This is a genomic window from Cognatundibacterium rugosum, assembly GCF_014284365.1.
Lineage (GTDB): Bacteria > Pseudomonadota > Gammaproteobacteria > Burkholderiales > Burkholderiaceae_D > Undibacterium > Undibacterium rugosum.
Genome location: NZ_JACOGG010000021.1, coordinates 21896 through 42792, shown reverse-complemented (window position 1 = coordinate 42792; position 20897 = coordinate 21896). Strand labels below are relative to the sequence as shown.

Here is a 20897-nt window from a genome sequence, read left to right as displayed (position 1 = left end):
CCATGTATGCTCAGTGGCTAAGCTAACGTTCACCGGGTAAGCCTCATGACATTGAATTTTCGTGCTGCTTTAGGCAGCGATATTGCGGAGTGCATACAACTGCGCGGACTCACGCGTGAAAATGCAGTCAGCGCAGCGCGTTTGGCAGAGCTGGGCATCACACAGGCATCGTGGGCTGCACAAGTCAGCGACGGCAGTTTGCCTGGTTGGATAGCTGAGCAAGAGCAAATACTGGGATATTGTTTTGCAGATGTTCAGTCGGGCGAAATCGTGGTACTCGCCTTGTTACCGCAAGCGGAAGGTAAGGGCATAGGTCAGCAATTAATTCAGCGCGCAATGCAAACACTGCGGCAGCATGGGCATCATCGCCTGTTCTTAGCGTGCTCGCGTAATCCGGTAGTGCGCTCATATGGCTTCTACCGGCATTTGGGCTGGCGCAGTACCGGGGAACTGTCTGGGCAGCATGATGAAATCCTGGAATATTGTTACCCACCTCAAGCCCGCTAGCAACATATGTGGAAAGGTGTGTTCACTTATCTGGGATGGACGAACGCATTTGACGCCAGGGATGCTGCTGGCACCTGACAATGTGCGAACAAAAAACACAACGTACTTGGATTTACTGCGATATCGCTGCAAGTTATCGCTGCAAGTTTAGCCCGTCTTCATACATCACGATGTTTGTACGTCGCAAGTGTTGAGGCCGCGGTGTGGCGCAGATCGGCATTGTTGCTTACAGCATCCGATGAAGCACAGAACAAGGGGCAGGTCTTTTAGCGTTTTCTTCAATCCGGTCAGATTGTCACGTATCCCTTGGATATAGACTGAAATAAGCAACTGTTTTACCCCTTTCGCAAACTAAATTTAAATGTTAACAGGCCATAATAGTCACTGTATTTGACGAACAAATTTGATGAGCTGAGACAAGATCAGTGAATTGTTATCTGTAAGTCGATTGCCAGTTGCCAATTAATTCGGTAATGTCACTATAGGAGTAAGGGTAAACTTGGGAAACCGCTGCTTGCTATTTGTCTGCGCAGAGGGTGGTTTGATTTGCTTCCTCAGGTTTGTAGCGTCAATCTGGATATAGAAATTTCTGCATGCTGAACCAAAATGAACGTAGCTTTCATTCAAAAACGATACCAGGCGTAGTACTGATCATTGAAGATCAAAAAACGTTTTCCAGCGTGCTGGTAACGGTATTGAATACCAAATTGACTTGTGCAACCGTGGTTTGTGCCACCCTGGCTGAAGCAAGAGAGGTGTTGGCTCGTTCGCATGCAGTAATCTCTATCGCCATTTGTGATTTAACTTTGCCAGATGGCTCGAATGAAGAGGTGATCGACGCGGTACAGGCGCATGGGATACCGGTGATTGCCTTGACCGGTACGTTTTCGGATTCTTTGCGTAATCTCTTGTTACGTCGCGGAGTAGTCGACTATGTACTCAAAAGAAGTTTGAACTCCCTGGAATATGTGGCCAGCCTGGTCGAGCGTGTGACCAGAAACAGGCAGATTAAGGCTTTGGTTGTTGATGATTCAGAATCGTCGCTGACGATCATTCGCCATTATCTGGCGCGCCAGAAAATCACCGCCATTTGCACTAAAAGTCCGGTTGATGCACTGGCAATCTTAGAGCAGGAAAAAGATATACAGCTGGTGCTCAGTGATCATGAAATGCCGCATATGAGCGGTGTCGAATTTGTGACACAAATCCGTAAAAAACACCGTAAAGAAAAGCTTGCGATTATCGGCATTTCTGGCTCCGAAGATAAAACGCTGGTGGCGCATTTTTTGAAATCCGGCGCCAATGATTTTATTCCCAAGCCTTTTTCATACGAAGAATTTTTGTGCCGTGTCACGCAAAATTTGCAAATGCTCGATCTGATCAAGGAAACGCTATATGTCTCCAATACGGATTATCTGACCGGACTATATAACCGCAGGTATTTTTTTGAATCAGGACAGGTGCTGCTACAGGAAGCGGCGGTTGCTAATCAATCCAGTTACCTTGCTGTGATCGATATCGATTATTTTAAGCGCATCAACGATCAGTTTGGGCACGACGTCGGCGATCTCGCGATCAGTTTTCTGGCACGTACCATGCAAACTTTTTTTGCCAGCGAATTAGTGGCACGTATCGGGGGGGAGGAATTTGTTATCCTGTTTCATCGACAGGAAAAAAACGAGATTCTGGATGTCCTCGAACAGTTTCGCGCACATATAGAGCAAACGCCATTTCAACTCCCGGGGGCAGCTTCTGCGAACCACGATGGGCGCCTGGCCATCACTGTCAGTATAGGTTGTGCGAGTGGTAACGGCGACTTACATGCTTTGATGAAGGTGGCTGATCTGCGTCTGTATCAGGCAAAAAAAGCCGGACGTAATCGTCTGGTGGCAGGCTAATCAGCAGGTGTGCCGCCTGGTTCGAGGCGCAACTGATAGATCGATGTCTACAGCAATCAGGGTTACTGGCTCTACATTGCGGGGCGTGGAACGGACCCACCTGGCGGGCGCCGTTTCGACGTACATAAACAAACCAGGCAACACGATGCAGACGGAAGTTATCGCCGATTGTGGGCACAGGGCGAAACACGCGCGTAAGCGGCTTTCAGGTCCTGGTTGATTTACGCGGTTTTTTCTGTTCCGTATCGATCGTCGCTAAGTCATCAGGCCGGTTGCCATTCAGGTAGCGTGCACCATTGCCAAAATGTCGGATTTTATCTTCCGGGTTATACAAGGCGCAGGCCGACAGAGACAGGCAGCCGCAGCCTATGCATTCGTTCAGGCGGTCGCGTAGGGCAGTCAGACTGGAGATGCGCTGATCGAGCTGATCGCGCCAGCCAGCCGATATTTTTCCCCAGTCAGCTTTGCCCGGAGTCCTTTGTGCAGGCAGTGCATTCAAGGTGCGTTGAATCTCGTCGAGACTGATGCCGGCAGCTTGAGCCGCTTTGATAAATGCGACTCTGCGCAACTGATGCGCCTGGAACCGCCTTTGTCCACCTGCATTGCGCTGGCTGTGGATCAGACCTTTTTCTTCATAAAACCGCAGTGCGCTACTAGCAACACCTGCTCTGTTGGCGAATTCGCCTATCGTTAACATTTTCATGATGTGGCTCCTGATGCACGCATATTGCGGTGTTTGTCGCTTGACTTCAAGTTTACTTGAAGTTTTAGGATGGCATTTTTTCGGGAAAGGAAGCAGACGATGAAACCGACAATTTCACCCATTGATCATACTATGCGTGCACCAGACATCACGCCTGCAAGCACACCAGCCAGCACAATAGCTCTGAGGCCGATCACATCAGCAACCCTGGTGGACTTGCTGGATCTCTGTCAATCCATCGATTTGCGGTGTAAGGGCACGACCAATCATTGTCCTATGATGCTGAGCGCAGCCTGCTCGCTGGGCGCTGATACCGCTCAGCTACAGGCGCTGTATCAACACTGGCTGGCGCATTTTGCGTTGCCGTTAACAACAACAGCAGGTCATATAGGCATGCACGAGCTGACTGCTGTGCGCGGACAAGGACATTATTTTTCCGGTACACGTGCAGCTATCCTGAATCAGATGCAGCAACAAGATGCGCATCAATTGGCAAGTCAGCTATTACGGGCGTTTCCACCGGCACCACTGACGCTGGCATTTCACGCCATCATCAGGCTTGCCTATGCGCTGCGGACCGGTCATGCGGGCGAGATTGCTTCAGGGCTGGCGGCACTGATTTGCGGACATCTTCCAACCGGCATTGACAGCAGCCACCTGGCTTATTGTGACTCGCCGGCAGAAGGTTTTAGTCATATTGCTGTCGCGCTCAAAGGACGGATGTTTGAAGGAAGAATGATTACCGAAAAGGTCCGTGTCGTGCTCAACGATCCCTTATTTCAGGCTAGCTGCCCTCAGTTGCGTGAGCCGGAACGGCAGTGGCCTGCACTGCGTGATTTGGTCTTGCAGCTGTATGCGGAAACCAGAAATTTTACTGCCCTGCATTTGCTCACAGGTTTGCATGCCTGGCGTAACTTACTGATATTTGATCCGGCATTGAATCAAGACGCGCTGGCGCAGGAATTCTGGCTATCCTGCTGTGCTGCCTACGCCAGCATAGGTGCGCCGGCCTTGACGGTCAAACCGGCATCAGGCAACGATGTGCAACCTGCTTCTCAGTCAGTAGCTCAGTTATTCGTCGATTCGGACATAGAGGCAAGCTGGCGCATCGTTATTCAAAGAGCCTTACTCAGTCAGGACGATCATCAAATCAAACTCACGCATGCCTGTTTAGAAGAGTTTCAACTGAGTGGTAATCAAGATTATCTGACTATGCTGATGACGCAATACGCAGCTTAAGCTGTGGTGCACGATCTTATTCGGTGACTCCAAATGGGGGTAGACGCTCGCAAGTACAATGTTTGAGCTTGCAAGGTTTCTTAAGTTAATTCTATAATTCGAATAATATCGAAATATTTGATGAAGTAGGAGTGAAATATGGATACCTCACAGGCTATCGCGGGCTTGGCTGCCATTGCGCAAGAATCGCGGCTGGCGGTTTTCCGTTTATTGGTCCAGGCCGGACCAGATGGACTGATTGCGAGCAAAATCAGTGATCAGCTCGGTATGCCGCCTTCCTCTTTGTCATTTCACCTCAAAGAATTGAGCCGTGCTGATATGGTCAGCGTAAAGCAGGATGGGCGCTTCATGATTTACACAGCTAACTTCGACACGATGAATAACTTGATCGCCTACCTGACTGAAAACTGTTGTGGCGGTCATCCTTGTGCATCTGATTCTGCATGCTCATCCGGTACTTGCGGATGATTGTTTTTTTAGCGTTGATAAAAGCTTGCATGGGTTTTATTTTCAGCGTTGGGTGAACAACTATATTGAAGGAAAATTCCCAAATCATGAAGGTCTTATTTCTTTGCACCGGCAATTCATGTCGCTCTATCCTGGCCGAGGCGACATTTAATCATCTGGCACCTGCTGGCTGGTCCGCGATGAGTGCGGGCAGTCAGCCTACCGGTCAGGTTCATCCTCGTTCCCTGGCTTTGTTGAACAGGGAAGGGATATCGACCGCGGGCTATGCCAGTAAATCCTGGAATCATTTACCAGCCACGCCTGATCTGGTCATCACCGTTTGTGCCAGTGCCGCTGGTGAAACTTGCCCGCTTTATCTGGGACCGGTCTTACGTACCCATTGGGGTGTCGAAGATCCGGCGCACGTGAGCGGTAGCGAGCAAGAAATTGACGCAGCGTTTATGCTGGCCTACCAGATTTTGCGGACCAGAATTGAGGCGTTTCTTGCCTTGCCGTTCGACAGCCTGAAGCATGATCCAGCCTCATTGAAAAGTGAGCTGGACAAAATAGGCCAACGGATGCCTGCCTGACAGACCGCGACTAACCCAAAGGATAAGAGATGAGTTTGCAAAAACGCCTGGTGGCAGAAGGCCTGGGCACGGCTTTTTTACTCGCCGTAGTGGTCGGTTCGGGCATCATGGCTGAGCGTCTGGCTGCAGGAAATGTCGCGCTTGCTTTATTGGCCAATGCAATCGCGACCGGTTGTGGATTGCTCACGCTGATATTGATGTTTGGCCCAGTGTCAGGTGCGCATTTCAATCCTGTGGTGAGCTTGTCCGCAGTATGGCAGCGACAGTTAGGATCTGCCGTGTGCGTCGGGTATATCCTGATTCAGATTCTCGGTGCCTTCGCGGGTGTTGCGATGGCGCATACGATGTTTGGCGAACCATTGTTTTTTGCGTCTGAACATGTCAGGACTGGCTGGTCACAATGGGGTAGCGAATTCCTGGCCAGCTTTGGGCTGATCGGCGTCATCATCAGTACCTCCAGAAGCCGTCCGGCAGTAACGCCTTTTGCAGTCGCTGCCTATATCACTGCGGCGTACTGGTTCACCGCATCGACCTCATTTGCCAATCCTGCCGTCACACTGGCACGCGCCGCCAGTAATACATTTGCCGGTATCTATCCGGGCGATGTGCCCGCTTTCATCGTCGCTCAGTGCAGTGGTACTGTGGCAGCGAACTGGTTGTTTTCCTGGTTGTATCCGGATGCAGAAACAACTGAGTCAGCGGACGTCTGCAACTGAATTATGTCAGAACTGTATTCCAGCATCAGATGATGTTGTATGCGCTTAATACGCGATTGTTTTCATGACTTGTAGTCGAGAGTACGGCTTGCTGTATTGACACTTAATTTATTTTCCACTCCTTTTTTAGGGTATTGACCGCAATCTCTTAGCAGAATGCGTCAGCGAGTTTTTTTACTTTCCTTTGCACCAAGTCAGGACTGACTAAATTTGTTAATTCGAATGTGTATTCTGCGGCATAATATCGGTAGTATTTTGTCATGCTATTTAAGCCAAATTACTTGATCGATGACATCCAAAAAACTTGTGGGCTACTGCCGACAAGCTACGCGCCAATCTGGATGATGCAGAATACAAGCACCTCGTTCCCGGTCTTACGCGACACCCTGTCCACGGCTGATCTCTGGCCAGCTGCGTCTGCCGGATGATAAGGCGCAATAACAATGGACATGTAATCAGTGAGTAAGAATATTAACTTACTGTTACGTTAGCTTAATTTTTTCAGGCAAGCAGTTTTGTTACCAGCACTGCTAAAGATGCGTAATCAGCACAGATATCGCTAATGCGGGGCTTACAATGACATCACTACGCTAAGCATTTAACGAGCTTGCTGCGCCTCGTATCAAATTTGACCTTAGTTCTATCAGTTATTTACATGGAGTTATTGATGCACGGTTTTTCCAATCCACATATTGAGAAATTTTTAGAGAGCATCGGAAGCGATGAAGGCCGAGCATGGTTCAAAGGCACTGTTGAGGCTATTCGTAAGGTATTTCCAAAGATCGATTTTTGGGTGCTTGGTGGCGGTGCTGGGAATAAGATCAGAGTTTGCGCAGGGAAGAAAACGAGAGAAGCGTTCAAAGGGAATCGCGTGTTCATTTTTCGCCAAAAAACTGGGAACAAGCCATTTCATATACAAATAGTCAAACAAATTAGCGGGAAATTCGTTAAGCATCCTATAGAAAAGAGCGATTTTCCAACGTCATCTGATATAGAAAAATATTTGACTGAAAACAGAGATTTGTTCTCAGACGTCGAAAGCAACCTTGCGGGCAATAGTTTAGATCCGGATGATTATTCTTCAATTGAAATAGGTCCCGATTCAATTTCAAAACTACCATTGAATCAAATACTCTTTGGGCCACCAGGGACTGGAAAAACATATACCTCCATCTATGAGACATTGAAGATTCTCGATCCTGAGCTGGCGGAAGAATATCGCGAGGTTGATGAAGATACTAAATCCACGATGTCTCAAAGGCTGGAAGTACGCTTGCAGCTGAAACAAAGATTTGACGAGTTTGTGGCAGATCAGCGGGTTCGCTTTGTGACGTTTCATCAGAGCTTTAGCTACGAAGATTTTGTTGAAGGATTGCGTGCTGAAACCGACGATGAAAACGGGCAAATCAGATACGATGTCGTTGACGGTGTCTTTAAAAGTTTGTGTTCCGAGGCAAAAAGTGGAAGCGACTTAAGCGACTCTTTTGCTCGCGCCGTTGAACGGTTAGAGGAAAAGCTTCAAGCTGCAAACAATAAGCTCAGGCTGAAAACTCTGCGTGGCTACGAGTTTGATATCAAGTTTGATGGTAGAAAAACGGTACACATATTTCCATTAAATTCTGTTAAAACTGATTCTTACTATACGATCAAAATGGAGAACGTAAAAAAGCTCTATTCTGGTGAGCCAAAAAGTAAAATGTCAAACCCGTCTTATGTCGACGGCGTGCTTCGTTACTTGCTGTCGGAATGCGGTTTGCCTGCCAAACCGGAGTTTACTCAACAGGTGATCAAAGAGCCATATGTGTTGATTATCGATGAAATCAATCGTGGCAATATCTCTCGCATTTTTGGTGAGTTAATTACTCTCATAGAACCCTCCAAGCGCACCGGTTCCGATGAAGCTTTGGCAGTAACGCTGCCCTATTCAAAGGAGACATTTTCTGTACCGGATAACGTCTATCTGATTGGAACGATGAATACAGCAGATCGCTCGTTAGCTGGGTTAGATCTCGCATTGCGCCGTCGTTTTAGTTTTACTGAAATGCCACCGAAGCCAGATTTGCTAGACAAACTGGTAGTGAATCAAGTCAATATCGGCCAGATGCTGCGCGTGATGAACCAACGCATTACCGCGTTGCTAGACCGCGATCATTGTATCGGCCACGCTTATTTTATGTCGCTGACACCGGATTCCGGCATCGCGGATCTGAGAGAAATTTTTGAGCAAAAAATTATCCCCCTTCTGCAAGAGTATTTCTTTGAAGACTGGGAGCGCATACGCTGGGTGTTGAACGATCAAAATAAAGGGGATGAAGCCTTTATCGTTGAGGATACGGCCATTTCTATTGCAGATCTGTTTCCTAAGGTTCAGGACAAAATACGTACAAATCCACGCTGGATAATCAATGCCAAGGCTTTTAGCAATGCCAATTCCTATCGGTATATTGCTGAAGCCACCGGGAGCGAAACGAATTGAGTGGGGTTGCTACGATGTCTGAGCGCATTGTCGTTCGCGAATATGCACGCCTGACCACATCGCCGTTACAAAAAAATACGCTGGACGAAGCACAGATTTCAGAAAGTGCTTTTGACTGGCTGTGTGATCTGGCAGCCCGCTTCCGCAGTTCGGGCGCTGCTTTGCTGCAAATGAATGGCAGGCGCTGGCTAAGGCTGGATAGTTATGTCGGTGTTTTAGAAAGTCCATGCGGCCAGATTATCGAAATTCTGCCTAAGCATCATCAGATCGATGCATGTGAAGAGTCTGCGCGTGCATTGCTGTGTAAGTTGATAGCGAGTGCATTGGACAGCAGCTCACGCACTACCACGGAAGCCGGACTGCAAATTTATAAGACTTCCCTGTCTGAGTGGGTGATGCGCCAGTTTTTGCTGGCGTTTGATCATTTGCTCAAGCGTGGGCTGCGCTTTGATTATTTGCGTATCGAAGAAGAGCAGCCGTTTTTGCACGGGCAGTTAGACGTGGTGAGGCAAATGCGTCAGCCGCCCGGGCGTCAGCATTTGTTTAATATCCGGCACGATGTATTTTTGCCGGACAGACCGGAAAACCGATTACTGCAAAGCGCGTTGAAACTGGTTTGTCAGTCGGCACAAGATGCAGAGAACTGGCGGCTGGCGCACGAGCTGGGCGGTATGCTGATGGAAATGCCGGAAAGCCGCGACTTCGCGCAGGACTTCCGTTTGTGGCGTAACGATAGGCTGATGGCGCATTATCAGCCTTTGAAGGCGTGGTGTGAGCTGATTTTGTATCAGCACATGCCTAAGGCTGTGTCTGGCGCATTTCGCGGCATCAGTATGTTATTTGCGATGGAAAAGCTGTTTGAAGGCTATGTGGAGCAGCAATTGCGCAAAGTGCTGCCAAAGGGCGCCAGCTTGCGCAGCCAGGCACGTGAAAAATATCTTTGTCAGCAGGATCAGGAAAAAATATTTCAGTTAAGGCCGGATTTGATGTTGCAACTGGATGACAGGCCCATCATTCTGGATACGAAATGGAAATTACTGGATGCAGGTGACCGGGCACATAATTATGGCTTGAGTCAAAGCGACTTTTATCAGTTATTCGCTTATGGGCATAAATATTTAAATGGGCAGGGAAGATTGATTTTGCTCTATCCATCATATGAAAAATTCAACAAAGATACAGTAATATCTGATTTTAATTTTAATGAAAATCTCAATCTATCTGTGCTGCCGTTTGATTTGGAAGATGAAAAGTCTGCTGCCAGTTTAATCGACAGGCTAATGACCGGAAAAAGTATTGGTCGCCATTGACGACACCGTATCGTTAAGCTCGACGAATCCAGAATGTGACTGAAGGCCAATGAGAACAAGAAGTGCTAAGTAGGCTGGTTGAAACCGGCTATCGGCATATCTGCTGTTACGACATTGCGCCGCATGCTGCATCGCCTGAGCGTAGCGACTACGTATAGCCCATACTCACAGAGCGTTTGTGGGCGGCGATTGAGCGCTTGAATCCGAATATTCCACTGATTGCACGTGAAGATGCGGTGAATCAGGTGCTGGATTTGGGCATTCCAGCAATGCTATCGGCCAACCCTCATTTTCACGGTCTGCTGGTCAACGGCGTGCCAGTGCAATATTGGAAAGATGGCGAAACACGCGGCGATTTTGTGCGGTTGGTGGATTTTGTTGATGGCGCCACCAACGAGTGGCTGGCAGTCAATCAATACATGCGTAAAGGCCCCAAACACGCTCGACGACCCGACATCATTTTGTTCATCAACGGCTTGCCATTGGTGCTACTAGAACTGAAGAGCCCCACCGATGAAAACGCCGACATCGAAGCGATTCCGGTTTTTCGGGATATTGAGACGAAAGTACAAAACACCATGCCTGTTACGGTGTAAATTGGAAGGTAATTTGATGCCCATTTTGTGCGATATGTGACACCTGACAAAAACAGGGCGTAAAAACCAAAAAAGCCCTTGAAAAATCAAGAGCTTAGTATCTGGTTGGTGCCGAGAGCCGGAATCGAACCGGCACGCCTTGCGGCGCGGGATTTTGAGTCCCGTGCGTCTACCTATTCCGCCATCTCGGCAACGCGTAGGGAGAATTATGACAGGGTGGAGGGTTTTTTGCAAGCCGGCATCTGTTTGCGTTTACGGCGCGCGTAGTCTCGGCTGCTTATACAGGTGATCGATCTGTTTTGTGATGCTGGTGCTGCACATGTCGGAGGTAGTACCATAAGCTGATGGCGATCAGCGCGATGCTGATGACGTTGGCGATCCAGAAGCCAGTTGCGCCATGTAAGTTCGCCGGAAACCAGCCGCCAGGATCGATGCCTAACAGGTAGCCACCACCCAGACCGCAACCCCACAGCGTCAGTGCATACAACAGGGTGGGGACGATGGCAACGTGGTAGGCGCGCAGGACGAAGGCGATGATGACCTGAAGCGCATCAAATATCTGGTAGATTGCGACCAGAATAAATAAGGGCATGGCGGCTTCGATGATGGCGGGGTTGTCGGTGTAGGCAAGTAGTATCCAGCTCCTGCCCAGTACGATCAGTAGTGCCAGTGGCAGGCTCAGGCAGAGCGCCAGCCGGATCGCGGCATTGGCCGTGAATTTGGCTTGTTGGTGCTGACCTGCACCCAGTGCCTGTGCGGTCAGCGTGGCGCAGGCATTGGCAATAGACAGTGGCAGCATATAGAGTACAGTACCAAAATTGGCGCTTAGCTGGTGGCCGGATACGGCGATTTCACCAAAGCGTGCAATGAATAAAGCCATGAAGGCATAGGCGGTGACTTCGATCAGATAGCTCAGGCCCATCGGGATCCCAAGTCGCAGCAATTGCTTCATGCTGGGCCAGTGTGGCCAAACAAAACCAGTGCCAAACAGTAGAAATTGTTTATACAATCTGGCGTGCCGTAGCATGGACCAGGCGATCAGCAGCGTCAGCCAGGAAATGATGACGGTTGCTACAGCGCAGCCCGGGCCACCCATGGCAGGCAGGCCGAAACCACCAAAAATAAATAAACTGTTTAAAGGGAATTTCAATCCCAGGCTGAGTACCTGTATTGCCATCACCATTTTGGGTTTGCCTATCGCATTATTGAGTGCGCTGTAAATCCGGAAACCCATGGTAGCGGGCAGGGCATAGGCGAGTATCTGCAGGTATTGTGCTGCTTTATCAGTCAGGCTGGCATCGGCATGCGAAATGCTGAGTAAAGTCCGCGGATACAGTAAGGCCAGACAACCGATCACGGTCAGAACGGTAGCCAGCCACACACCTTGTTTCACGCGCTGTCCAATCGCGCGGAAGTCCTGTGCTCCATATAGCTGCGCGATGGTCGGGGATAGTGCTTGTAGTACGCCGTTGAGTCCGACAAAAATACTGATGTAAATCGATACGCCTATGGACAGTGCGGCCAGGTCAGTGGCGGAATAGCGTGAAGTCAGCGCAGTATCAATAACGCCATTGCTGACGGTGGCGAGCTGCCCGACCAGAACCGGCCAGGCCAGCGCGCCGATGCGGCGCATGTGATGCCTGGTGCCGCCTGCTGTTTCACTCATGGATGCTTGCGGCGATACAGTGTGAACAATTCATCTTTATCGGCAGCACGGTGTCCTATCCAGATCGACTCCCATTCTTTGCCTTCGTAGTGGCCAGGTATTTCGGGTGTGAAACTGTATCGGCGGCTGTGCTGCAGCAGCAGGTATTGGCAATTGTGATCAGAAAAACCTGCAAAACGTAATTGGCCAAAGTAGGCAAAGCTGGCACGCTGAGACGGGCCGACATAGGCTTCCACACAAGCCTCTGGTGTGGTTATATGGCGTTGCAACTCTTCAGACAAGGTGGCGTAACTGATGCGCTGATTGATCCATGGCAGGCCTATGCTGAGTAATAATAGCCAGCACAAAATCACGCCACCTGCGGACAGCACGACTGCTCGCCACAAGACAGATGGACGGCGTGAAATACGCCAATAGACCAACATAAACCAGGCGATGGTTGCTGCACAGGCGATCAGAAACACCAGCGGCTGGAAGCTGGATTCGAAGCCGGGTGCGAGCAGATGCAGTTTCATGCTTAGTTTATCCGGCCAGCCCGTCTGTAAAGCGATATATGCAAGCCAGATCAGACCAGCGGTACCGGTCATGACCATGACGGCAAACCAGTCGACCGCATTGATTGCACTGCGCTTCATGGTCGGCAGGCCAAATGCGGCGAGTATGGAAATTGCCGGTAACAGTGGCAGTAACAGCGATTCTTCAGAACTGTGATTGGCGAATGCCAGTAGCGTAAAACATAGTAAAAATGCTGCGGGTAAGGAAATGTGTAGTGCTTTTTCCTGTCTGCGCCATGCAAATACCGCCCACACCGCAAACGGCCAGGCAGGCCAGGCAAACCAGATCGCATATTTAAAGAAATAGCTGACGCTGTCCAGACTGGGTAATCTGACCTGGCGATAATTCCATTCCATCCAGGCTGGAAAGGGGCTGCTGTCGAAAGGATGATGCTGACGTAGCACCAGCATCCAGCCTATAGGAAACAGCAGTGCCAGTGGCAATGCGCCAATCACATAGCGGATCTTGACGAACTGAGCGCGCACAGCACACAAGCCCGACAAGCTTAGCACCAGCGCGGCGGGGACGACCCAGCCACGATTCAGAATCAGTAAACCCAGTACCAGTCCCAGTTGCAGGCTGTAGCGGATGTTCGGCTCATCAAGCAGACGCACACACAAATAAAAAGTGAAGGCGATCAGCGCCATCTGCAGGTTTTCCACGCCGGTTTCATGGCTGTGCAATAGCAGACCCAGGCTGGCAATGTAAATCAGTAAAGCACCATCCGCCAGTGTCCGTCCGAAATCACGTGGCTCAGGCTGGCCGCCAAAGGCTAATTTGAGAGGCTGGGCTTCTGGCCTCCTGCCCAATAAATAGGTTGCATACCAGACTGAAACGGCGCCAATCAGAAAAAATATTCCCGTCATCAGACGTGCCGCCATAGGCTCACCCATGAGGCTGCCGAACAGCTTGATGCTCAGAGCGCCTATCCAGTAAGCGAGCGGGCCTTTTTCCGGTAAGGGCAGGCCTGCGATATGGGGCCACAACCAGTCTGCCATCGTGCCATGTGCCATGGTCCACATCACACCAAAACTGGTCGCATCATCGCCTTTCCAAGGGTCTCGTCCTATCAGCCCAGGCAGGATATACAACAGGCAAAGAGCAAAAATTCCCCAGCGTGGTAAGGCGATCGTGGCAGCAGCAGGCAGACGGACTGGCTTCATAATTCGGTGAGTGAGCAGAGCGGTTGTTTAACAGTAGGGATTGTAAGTAAAGCCGCAGTAAAAAAGGCAGCCTGAGCTGCCTTTTTTATGGAAATCGTTGCGCTGATTAGTTGGCAACAGCGGTTTTGGAACCGACTTTGCCGAACTTTTGGCGGAATTTTTCAACGCGGCCAGCGGTATCAACGATTTTGTGTTTGCCAGTGTAGAAAGGATGGGATTCTGCAGAAACCTCGATCTTGACCAGTGGCAGGGTTTTGCCTTCGAATTCAACTGTTTCTCTTGTTTGAATTGTAGAGCGTGTTACGAATTTGAAGTCGTTAGAAACGTCGTGGAACAACACTTCACGATAATTTGGGTGGATGCCGTCTTTCATGCTTGCCTCGAAATAAAAGTTGGTAGCCAATAAGCACTTCGTCGGTCGCACAGCTTCTTGACCCGATTGCGTATCACTTGCCAGAATTGAATGAAATTATTTGGCAGCTTGCACCTGCAAGCAACCAAGCCCGCGATTATACAACGCAAACTGGATTGAACGCCAGCATAGGTAATCAGACTGGCATTTCGTATATGTTGTACAGAGATATTGCTGGTCTATATGCGGGTACCTATGTTGCATATAAGAATTGCATCGCTACGGTGCGGGCGTCTAAGAGGTAAAATTGCGAAGTTTGAGTGAAGAAAGCAGGGAATGGCAAGTACGACATTAGGAATGAATGCTATGTTGCACACGATAGAGTTCGTCGGTGTGCTGGCATTTGCGTGTTCGGGATTTATTGAAGCCAGGCGTAAGCGCATGGATTTTGTCGGGGTATTTACGGTCGCATTTATTACGGCGTTTGGCGGTGGTACTTTGCGCGATCTGCTGCTGGACCGTCGCCCACTGTTTTGGGTGGAAAATCAGGAATATCCAATACTGATCTTTATTTTTGCCTTAATTGCGGTGCCGTTGTTGCGCCGCCTGCGGCATGTAGTCACTGAAAATATCCTGGAATGGGCTGATGCCTTGGGTTTGGGGCTATTCAGTGTCACTGGCACATCACTGGCTTTTGAGGCCGGTATGCCTATGTTCGTCTGTGTGATGATGGGTGTGGTGACGGGAATTTTTGGGGGGGTATTGCGGGACGTGATCTGTAATGAAATCCCGCTGGTATTCCGTCGCAGTCAGTTGTATGCAACCTGTGCCTTTACCGGTTGCTGGGTCTACCTGGGGATGTCATATTTTGAATTTACCGATGCTGCTGCTTTGTCAGCCGGGATCATCAGTACCTTTGCTTTGCGTATGCTGGCGGTGAAATTCGATTGGAAATTGCCTGCCTGAAGCATCAAGCGTGGTCAGGGCTGGCTCGCAGAATCAGACTGCAACAGTTTTTTGAGCGGCGGGCGCGCCACCAGTCCAGCCAGGAACATATCCACCATTGCTTCGGCATGTTCATTCATGCTGTAGGCACGCGTATCTTCCAGCCATTCACGCAACAGGCCGATCAGGAACCCATGGTTGGCCTGCATCGCGATCCAGGTGTCAGTCTGTGCCGGTAATTGACCCTGATTCACCGCATTTTGAATAATGCCCTGGACTTTCGCCAGGCATTCATCGCGTTTTTCTCTCTCGTCGACAAAAAAAGGCAGGTCAGAGTTCTTTTCGCAGCGATGCATGATGATATCGAATACTTTACGCTGACGCAGATCGCTGGCAACCTGGCGTAAGAAATGAATATTCAGCTGACGTAATGCGGCGATAGGATCGCGGTCCGGTGCGGCTGTGATTTCATTCAACAGCGACTCCATGGGCAGGAAAGCGCGGTCACACATGGCCTGGAATAAGGCATTTTTATCTTTAAAGTGCCAGTAAATTGCGCCTCGGGTCATTCCCGCTGCGCTGGCTACATCATTGAGGGTCGTATTGGTGACACCTTTGCTGGCAAAGACCTCCTCTGCCGCATCTAATAATGCTGCATAGGTTTCCAATGCTTCTTCTTTGGTCTTTCTTGCCATGATTCGTGTTTGCTTTCTGATCCCGGTAGATTCCGGTATATAAGGAACTGCCTGCAGTAAAGCGTTTTCATGCTTCAAAACTGGTAAGGACGGCATCTTAAAAGTTGCCCCCGGTTTGCGCAATGTACGTCTGTTATCGAATTCGAAAAAAGTCCGGATATGCAGCTTTCTATGACGAAATTTTGTTAATAAGCAACATTTGTTTATTAAAATGCCAAGCTATTGCGTATGCTAAAGAAAGCGCCAGGCTGAAAATTACTGCGTGACAGCGTTTTCCGCGACGTTGAATAAAAAAACCAACAATTTTTATATTCGTCACCGCATTGTCATTGAGATAGCGCAATGCCTTGTTAATCTATAGGGGTATTGCAGAACTTTATTTACAAACATTCGTGTATGTATATAATAGCACACCATCCTTTCATCAATCAGAAAGAATTACTATGCACTCTACAGGCATTCCTTCCTCCCGGTCATCCGACCTGTCCTCTCAGATTGAGCAATTATTCTCCCGCCGTGCCTTGCGTGTGCTGGCTGTCAGCTTGCCTTTGGTGGCATTGGCAGCCTGTGGCAAGCAAGGCGCGCCACAAGGCGCAGGCGGCATGCCGCCACCTGAAGTTAACGTGGTCAAGCTGGAAAGCAGCGATTTGGCACTGGACTATGAATATGTAGGCCAAACCGCGGGTTCCAAAGAAACGGAAATCCGTGCACGCGTTCCCGGCATACTGGAAAACCGCCTTTACGAAGAAGGCTCGCGCGTCAAAGCCGGAACGGTACTGTTCCAGATTGATCCATCGACATTTCAAACTCAGTTGGCGTCGGCTGAAGCAGCGGCGGCTGTTTCTGAAGCTAAATTGAATCAGGCTAAGCGTGAATATGCGCGCCTGGCACCACTGGCTGCAGAAAGGGCGATCAGTCAGAAAGAGTTTGATGATGCTAAATCCAACCTGGAGACGGCAGAAGCTGGCCTCAAGCAGGTACGGGCTCAGGTCAATGAAGCACGTCTGAATCTGAGCTACACCAAAGTCGTCGCTCCTATTGATGGTGTCACAGGAACAGCAGCCAAATCCAATGGTAGCCTGGTGACTGCAGCCGATAGTCTGCTCACGACCATCGTACAGACCGATACCTTGTATGTGAACTTCAGTATTCCGGAAGCCGATTACCTGAAAGTCGCGAAAGAAGTCGGTAGCGGTAAAGTTGCGGTACCGGGCAAGCGCGCAAACAACGGCAGTATCGGTTTTGACGTGAAGCTGAAACTGGCAGACGGCTCCATGTTCCCGACGACAGGAAAAATGAATTTTGTCAGCGAGCGTATCAATACGACGAATGGTGGTTTTGATGCGCGGGCACAAGTCGCGAATCCTGAAAGCACGCTGCGTCCGGGACAATTTGTCCGTGTCATTTTGTCTGGGGCAAAACGCACTGCTGCACTGGCTGTGCCACAACGTGCGGTCATTGACGGACCGATGGGCAAGATGGTTTTTGTGGTCACTCCGGATAACAAGCTGGTACCTAAGCCGGTAGAGCTGGATGGTTGGACACATGGACAATGGATCGTCACCAAGGGCTTGCAGGCGGGTGAGCAAGTGATGGTGGATGGTGTGATCAAGGCGCACGATCCGGGTATGACTGTCAAGCCTGTCGTCGTAACTGCTCAGGCTGCACTGAACCCACCGCCAGCGATGCCAGGTGCGCCAGCAGCAAAACCTGCATCAGCCAGTGCTTCTGCACAGGCTCCGGCCGCGGCATCGGCAGCATCTGCTTCAGCCGCTTCAGCCGCAAAGTAAGCTGAGTCAGTTGACAGGCGATTCTAAGTCAGGCATCTACTTTTTCATGAACATCCTGTCCCAGGCGGGGCGGGCGATAAGGAAATATTCATGTTCTCAAAATTTTTTATTAACCGGCCGATTTTCGCGACTGTGGTGTCGCTGATCATCGTGCTGGCAGGTCTGGCCGCGCTGCGTGTGCTGCCGATCTCACGCTATCCGGAGATATCTCCGCCAGTGGTGAACGTGACTGCGTTTTATCCTGGCGCGTCGGCAGAGGTGATTGAGCGTACCGTCGCGGCACCGATTGAGGAACAGATCAACGGGGTCGAGCATATGCTGTACATGGACTCTGTGTCCTCGGCAGATGGCCGCGTTTCTATCAACGTGACGTTTGAAGTCGGTACCGACCTCGACATCGCGGCGGTTAACGTGAACAACCGTGTGCGTCAGGCTGATGCCAAGCTGCCGCAAGAGGTACGCCGTCAGGGCGTTACTGTCGCCAAGAGTTCGTCGAACTTCCTGGTGGTGGCGGCCTTGTATTCACCAGATAATCGCTACGATTCCCTCTACTTATCCAATTACGCAACCCAGAATGTCCTGGATGCGATTAAGCGTATTCCCGGTACCACCAATGTACAGATTTTCGGTGCCAAAGACTATGCGATGCGGATCTGGATGCGTCCGGACCGTATGGCGCAATTGGGCGTGACCGTCGCGGATATTTCTAACGCGATCAATGAACAGAATGCGCAGTATGCGGCAGGTAAAGTCGGTGCCACTCCAAATACCACCGAAGAACTGACGATGACGGTGACCGCAAAAGGACGTTTGCTGGAACCGGAGCAGTTCGCCAATATCATCGTGAAGACGGATAAAAGCGGTGCTGCTATCCGCGTCAAGGATGTGGCTCGCGTCGAATTGGGCTCTAAAGACTATAACCTGAATGGCCGTGTGAACGGTCACCCGTCCGCTAACATTGGTGTCTTCCTGCAGACTGGTGCCAATGCGCTGGAAACCCGCAAAGCGGTAGAAAAAACCTTGCAGGATCTGAAGGCAAAATTCCCTGAAGGGATGACTTACGCAGTGCCGTATGACACCACACCCTTTGTGACTGAGTCGATTGCAGAAGTACTCAAGACACTGGCTGAAGCGATGGTACTGGTGTTTGTCGTGGTGTATCTGTTCCTGCAAAGCTGGCGCGCAACAATTATTCCTACCTTGGCGGTTCCGGTTTCTTTGATCGGTACCATGGCAGGTTTGCATTTGCTCGGATACTCGATCAATACACTGACGCTGTTTGGGATGGTGCTGGCGATTGGTATCGTGGTCGACGATGCGATTGTGGTGCTTGAAAACGTAGAGCGTTTGATGAACGAAGAAGGTATGTCGCCTAAGGATGCCGCGATCGAAGCGATGCATGAAGTGACCGGTCCCGTGATTGCGATTGTGCTGGTGCTGGTTGCTGCGTTTGGTCCGATTGCTTTCCTCGGTGGTCTGGCGGGTGAGTTATATCGTCAGTTCTCGGTCACGATTTCGATTGCGGTTGTATTGTCCGGTATCGTCGCGCTGACACTGACACCGGCCTTGTGCGCGATCTTGCTGAAACCGGGTGCAGAGAATCATCATCCTTTCTTCCTCTGGTTCAACGCGGCCTTCCTGCGCCTGACCAAGCGTTATACCAATGGCGTGAGCTTCTTCCTCAAGCGCGCTGTGCTGGGTACCGCGCTGGTTCTGGGGATGGTGGCGCTGACGGGCGTGCTATGGAAAACCGTACCTGGCGGCCTGGTGCCGGATGAAGATCAGGGCTATTTCATTGGTGCAGCTATCCTGCCTGACGGTGCTTCGTTAGACCGTACTGATGCGATGGTAAAGCAAGTCGAAGCCGCGATGAAATCGAATGACAGTATCGACACCACTTTTGCGCTGGTCGGTCTGGATTTTCTCGGTGGTGGCGGGTTGAAATCCTCTTCTGCAACCATGTTTTTCCCCTTGAAACCATGGGAAGAGCGCAGCAAATCGGCACAACAGCTGGTCGGCGAAAGCTATATGAAGACAGGCCATATCAAGGAAGGCTTACCGCTGTTCTTTGCACCGCCTGCGATACAAGGTCTGGGACAAACCGGCGGCTTTGAATTCTATTTACAAAATGCCGGTGAAGGCGGTGTCAAACGTTTAGCGCAGATTTTGCCTTTGCTGATCGCAGAAGCGAATAAGCAGCCGGAACTGGCTGGCGTGAAAACGCTGTGGCAGGCGAATTCTCCGCAGTTGTATGTTGATGTGGACAATGAAAAAGCCAAATCTATGGGGGTGTCTTTACCAGATGTCTACAACACACTGGCAGCCACCATGGGCAGCTACTATGTGAACGACTTCAATAAAAATGGTCGTATCTACACGGTGCAGTTGCAGGCTGATGGACAGTTCCGTGCCAAGCCGGAAGATATAGGCAATATGTATGTGCGTGCTGCTTCGGGTCAGATGATACCGGTGCGTGCCTTCACAACGATCAAGTTCATTACCGGTCCGGATTCTGTGCAGCGTTTCAATGCGATGCCTGCGATCAAATTGCTGGGCGATGCCAAACCTGGTTATAGCTCGGGTCAGGCGATTGCAGCGATGGAACGCGCTGCGAAAAACGTGTTGCCAGCAGATGTGGTGTATGACTGGGGTGGTGCTTCATTCCAGGAAAAACGCAGTAGCAATGCAGCGGGCCTGGCTTTAGGTGCTGGTGTCTTGATGATTTTCCTGATTCTGGCTGCTCAGTATGAAAAATGGTCGCTGCCATTCTCCGTATTACTGGCGATGCCTTTCGGTATCTTCGGTGCCTTGCTGGCGGTGTATCTGCGTCACTTCAATAATGACGTGTATTTCCAGATCGGTCTGGTGACCTTGCTGGGCTTATCGGCGAAGAATGCGATTCTGATTGTGGAGTTCGCGGTGATGAAGGTACATGAGGGCTATGCACCGGTTGCTGCCGCAGTGGAAGCCGCGCGTTTGCGTTTCCGTCCGATTCTGATGACTTCGCTGGCCTTTATTCTTGGCGTGGTACCTCTGGCATTTTCACATGGTGCCGGTGCGGCAGCCCGTCAGTCACTCGGAACCGGTGTGCTCGGCGGTATGCTGGCAGCGACTTTCCTGGCGATCTTCTTTGTGCCTTTGTTCTTTAAGCTGATCAACGACAAACGCTTTAAAACAACAGAAGAAGATTTCCATCACCCGGATCACGTTCCTCTGAGCCAGTTGCATCAAGCACAAGGGAAGGAATAA

The 20897-nt window shown here is 50.2% G+C and carries 16 protein-coding genes, 1 tRNA gene and 2 pseudogenes; 13 read left to right on the top strand and 6 right to left on the bottom strand.

Annotation, left to right across the window (positions count from 1 at the left end; all coding sequences use genetic code 11):
• Positions 1-45 precede the first annotated feature (45 nt).
• The 3 genes and pseudogenes from H8K47_RS15770 to H8K47_RS15760 all read left to right on the top strand — a co-directional run.
• A complete protein-coding gene (locus H8K47_RS15770) occupies positions 46-507 on the top strand; it encodes a GNAT family N-acetyltransferase (protein ID WP_186882354.1) in 462 nt (153 codons plus the stop codon).
• A gap of 593 nt (positions 508-1100) precedes the next feature.
• Positions 1101-2405 carry a diguanylate cyclase gene (locus H8K47_RS15765; protein ID WP_186882353.1) on the top strand — a complete coding sequence of 435 codons (1305 nt, stop codon included), beginning with the start codon at positions 1101-1103 and terminating at the stop codon, positions 2403-2405.
• An 11-nt stretch (positions 2406-2416) separates the two neighbouring features.
• Positions 2417-2603, top strand: a pseudogene (locus tag H8K47_RS15760) (FAD-binding domain-containing protein); the annotation flags it as partial.
• 7 nt (positions 2604-2610) lie between these two features.
• Here the strand turns inward: H8K47_RS15760 and soxR are convergent.
• Complete coding sequence (gene soxR, locus H8K47_RS15755; RefSeq protein WP_222612815.1) at positions 2611-3108, bottom strand: redox-sensitive transcriptional activator SoxR; 498 nt, start codon at positions 3106-3108, stop codon at positions 2611-2613.
• Positions 3109-3207: 99 nt separating this feature from the next.
• Here soxR and H8K47_RS15750 point away from each other — a divergent pair, with 99 nt between their 5' ends.
• The 7 genes and pseudogenes from H8K47_RS15750 to H8K47_RS15720 form a co-directional block, all read left to right on the top strand.
• Positions 3208-4347, top strand: a complete 1140-nt coding sequence (locus H8K47_RS15750; protein ID WP_186882352.1) for a questin oxidase family protein — start codon at positions 3208-3210, stop codon at positions 4345-4347.
• Positions 4348-4485: 138 nt separating this feature from the next.
• Positions 4486-4815: an ArsR/SmtB family transcription factor gene (locus H8K47_RS15745; RefSeq protein ID WP_186882351.1), complete on the top strand. Its 330-nt coding sequence runs from the start codon at positions 4486-4488 to the stop codon at positions 4813-4815.
• Between the two features lie 86 nt (positions 4816-4901).
• Positions 4902-5384, top strand: coding sequence for an arsenate reductase ArsC (locus H8K47_RS15740; protein ID WP_186882350.1), 483 nt, complete (start codon positions 4902-4904; stop codon positions 5382-5384).
• Between the two features lie 29 nt (positions 5385-5413).
• A complete protein-coding gene (locus H8K47_RS15735; RefSeq protein WP_186882349.1) occupies positions 5414-6100 on the top strand; it encodes an aquaporin in 687 nt (228 codons plus the stop codon).
• A 667-nt stretch (positions 6101-6767) separates the two neighbouring features.
• Positions 6768-8576: an McrB family protein gene (locus H8K47_RS18440; RefSeq protein ID WP_186882348.1), complete on the top strand. Its 1809-nt coding sequence runs from the start codon at positions 6768-6770 to the stop codon at positions 8574-8576.
• A gap of 14 nt (positions 8577-8590) precedes the next feature.
• Positions 8591-9886: an McrC family protein gene (locus H8K47_RS15725; protein ID WP_186882347.1), complete on the top strand. Its 1296-nt coding sequence runs from the start codon at positions 8591-8593 to the stop codon at positions 9884-9886.
• Positions 9887-9948: 62 nt separating this feature from the next.
• Positions 9949-10416 (top strand): annotated as a pseudogene (locus H8K47_RS15720) (type I restriction endonuclease); the annotation flags it as partial.
• A gap of 172 nt (positions 10417-10588) precedes the next feature.
• On the opposite strand, the gene H8K47_RS15715 reads toward H8K47_RS15720, so the two are convergent.
• The 4 genes from H8K47_RS15715 to H8K47_RS15700 all read right to left on the bottom strand — a co-directional run bounded on the left by H8K47_RS15715 (position 10589) and on the right by H8K47_RS15700 (position 14239).
• Positions 10589-10673 (bottom strand) — tRNA-Leu (locus H8K47_RS15715).
• Between the two features lie 86 nt (positions 10674-10759).
• The gene (locus tag H8K47_RS15710; protein WP_186882346.1) at positions 10760-12148 is read right to left on the bottom strand and encodes an MATE family efflux transporter; all 1389 of its coding nucleotides are present in this window, start codon (positions 12146-12148) and stop codon (positions 10760-10762) included.
• Positions 12145-13866, bottom strand: a complete 1722-nt coding sequence (locus H8K47_RS15705) for an ArnT family glycosyltransferase (RefSeq protein WP_186882345.1) — start codon at positions 13864-13866, stop codon at positions 12145-12147. Before H8K47_RS15705 ends, H8K47_RS15710 begins: the two co-directional genes overlap by 4 nt.
• Positions 13867-13972: 106 nt before the next feature.
• Positions 13973-14239, bottom strand: coding sequence for a type B 50S ribosomal protein L31 (locus H8K47_RS15700; protein ID WP_186882344.1), 267 nt, complete (start codon positions 14237-14239; stop codon positions 13973-13975).
• 315 nt (positions 14240-14554) lie between these two features.
• Between H8K47_RS15700 and H8K47_RS15695 the strand changes: the two genes are divergently transcribed.
• Positions 14555-15184, top strand: a complete 630-nt coding sequence (locus H8K47_RS15695) for a trimeric intracellular cation channel family protein (protein ID WP_230404998.1) — start codon at positions 14555-14557, stop codon at positions 15182-15184.
• 14 nt (positions 15185-15198) lie between these two features.
• Here H8K47_RS15695 and H8K47_RS15690 read toward each other — a convergent pair whose 3' ends face one another.
• Positions 15199-15858, bottom strand: a complete 660-nt coding sequence (locus H8K47_RS15690; RefSeq protein WP_186882343.1) for a TetR family transcriptional regulator — start codon at positions 15856-15858, stop codon at positions 15199-15201.
• 443 nt (positions 15859-16301) lie between these two features.
• On the opposite strand from H8K47_RS15690, the gene H8K47_RS15685 reads away from it, so the two are divergent.
• Together H8K47_RS15685 and H8K47_RS15680 are read left to right on the top strand one after the other, a co-directional pair.
• A complete protein-coding gene (locus tag H8K47_RS15685; protein ID WP_186882342.1) occupies positions 16302-17648 on the top strand; it encodes an efflux RND transporter periplasmic adaptor subunit in 1347 nt (448 codons plus the stop codon).
• A 90-nt stretch (positions 17649-17738) separates the two neighbouring features.
• On the top strand, positions 17739-20897 hold the full coding sequence (locus H8K47_RS15680) for an efflux RND transporter permease subunit (RefSeq protein ID WP_186882341.1): 3159 nt from the start codon (positions 17739-17741) through the stop codon (positions 20895-20897).

Bases quoted from the DNA above. Each gene is read 5' to 3' on its own strand.
- H8K47_RS15740 (WP_186882350.1), top strand. From the start codon at position 4,902: ATGAAGGTCTTATTTCTTTGCACCGGCAATTCATGTCGCTCTATCCTG.
- H8K47_RS15745 (WP_186882351.1), top strand. From the start codon at position 4,486: ATGGATACCTCACAGGCTATCGCGGGCTTGGCTGCCATTGCGCAAGAA.
- H8K47_RS15680 (WP_186882341.1), top strand. From the start codon at position 17,739: ATGTTCTCAAAATTTTTTATTAACCGGCCGATTTTCGCGACTGTGGTG.
- H8K47_RS15735 (WP_186882349.1), top strand. From the start codon at position 5,414: ATGAGTTTGCAAAAACGCCTGGTGGCAGAAGGCCTGGGCACGGCTTTT.
- H8K47_RS15685 (WP_186882342.1), top strand. From the start codon at position 16,302: ATGCACTCTACAGGCATTCCTTCCTCCCGGTCATCCGACCTGTCCTCT.
- H8K47_RS15695 (WP_230404998.1), top strand. From the start codon at position 14,555: ATGGCAAGTACGACATTAGGAATGAATGCTATGTTGCACACGATAGAG.
- H8K47_RS15710 (WP_186882346.1), bottom strand. From the start codon at position 12,148: ATGAGTGAAACAGCAGGCGGCACCAGGCATCACATGCGCCGCATCGGC.
- H8K47_RS15750 (WP_186882352.1), top strand. From the start codon at position 3,208: ATGAAACCGACAATTTCACCCATTGATCATACTATGCGTGCACCAGAC.
- H8K47_RS15690 (WP_186882343.1), bottom strand. From the start codon at position 15,858: ATGGCAAGAAAGACCAAAGAAGAAGCATTGGAAACCTATGCAGCATTA.
- H8K47_RS15700 (WP_186882344.1), bottom strand. From the start codon at position 14,239: ATGAAAGACGGCATCCACCCAAATTATCGTGAAGTGTTGTTCCACGAC.
- H8K47_RS15705 (WP_186882345.1), bottom strand. From the start codon at position 13,866: ATGAAGCCAGTCCGTCTGCCTGCTGCTGCCACGATCGCCTTACCACGC.
- soxR (WP_222612815.1), bottom strand. From the start codon at position 3,108: ATGAAAATGTTAACGATAGGCGAATTCGCCAACAGAGCAGGTGTTGCT.
- H8K47_RS15770 (WP_186882354.1), top strand. From the start codon at position 46: ATGACATTGAATTTTCGTGCTGCTTTAGGCAGCGATATTGCGGAGTGC.
- H8K47_RS15725 (WP_186882347.1), top strand. From the start codon at position 8,591: ATGTCTGAGCGCATTGTCGTTCGCGAATATGCACGCCTGACCACATCG.
- H8K47_RS18440 (WP_186882348.1), top strand. From the start codon at position 6,768: ATGCACGGTTTTTCCAATCCACATATTGAGAAATTTTTAGAGAGCATC.
- H8K47_RS15765 (WP_186882353.1), top strand. From the start codon at position 1,101: ATGCTGAACCAAAATGAACGTAGCTTTCATTCAAAAACGATACCAGGC.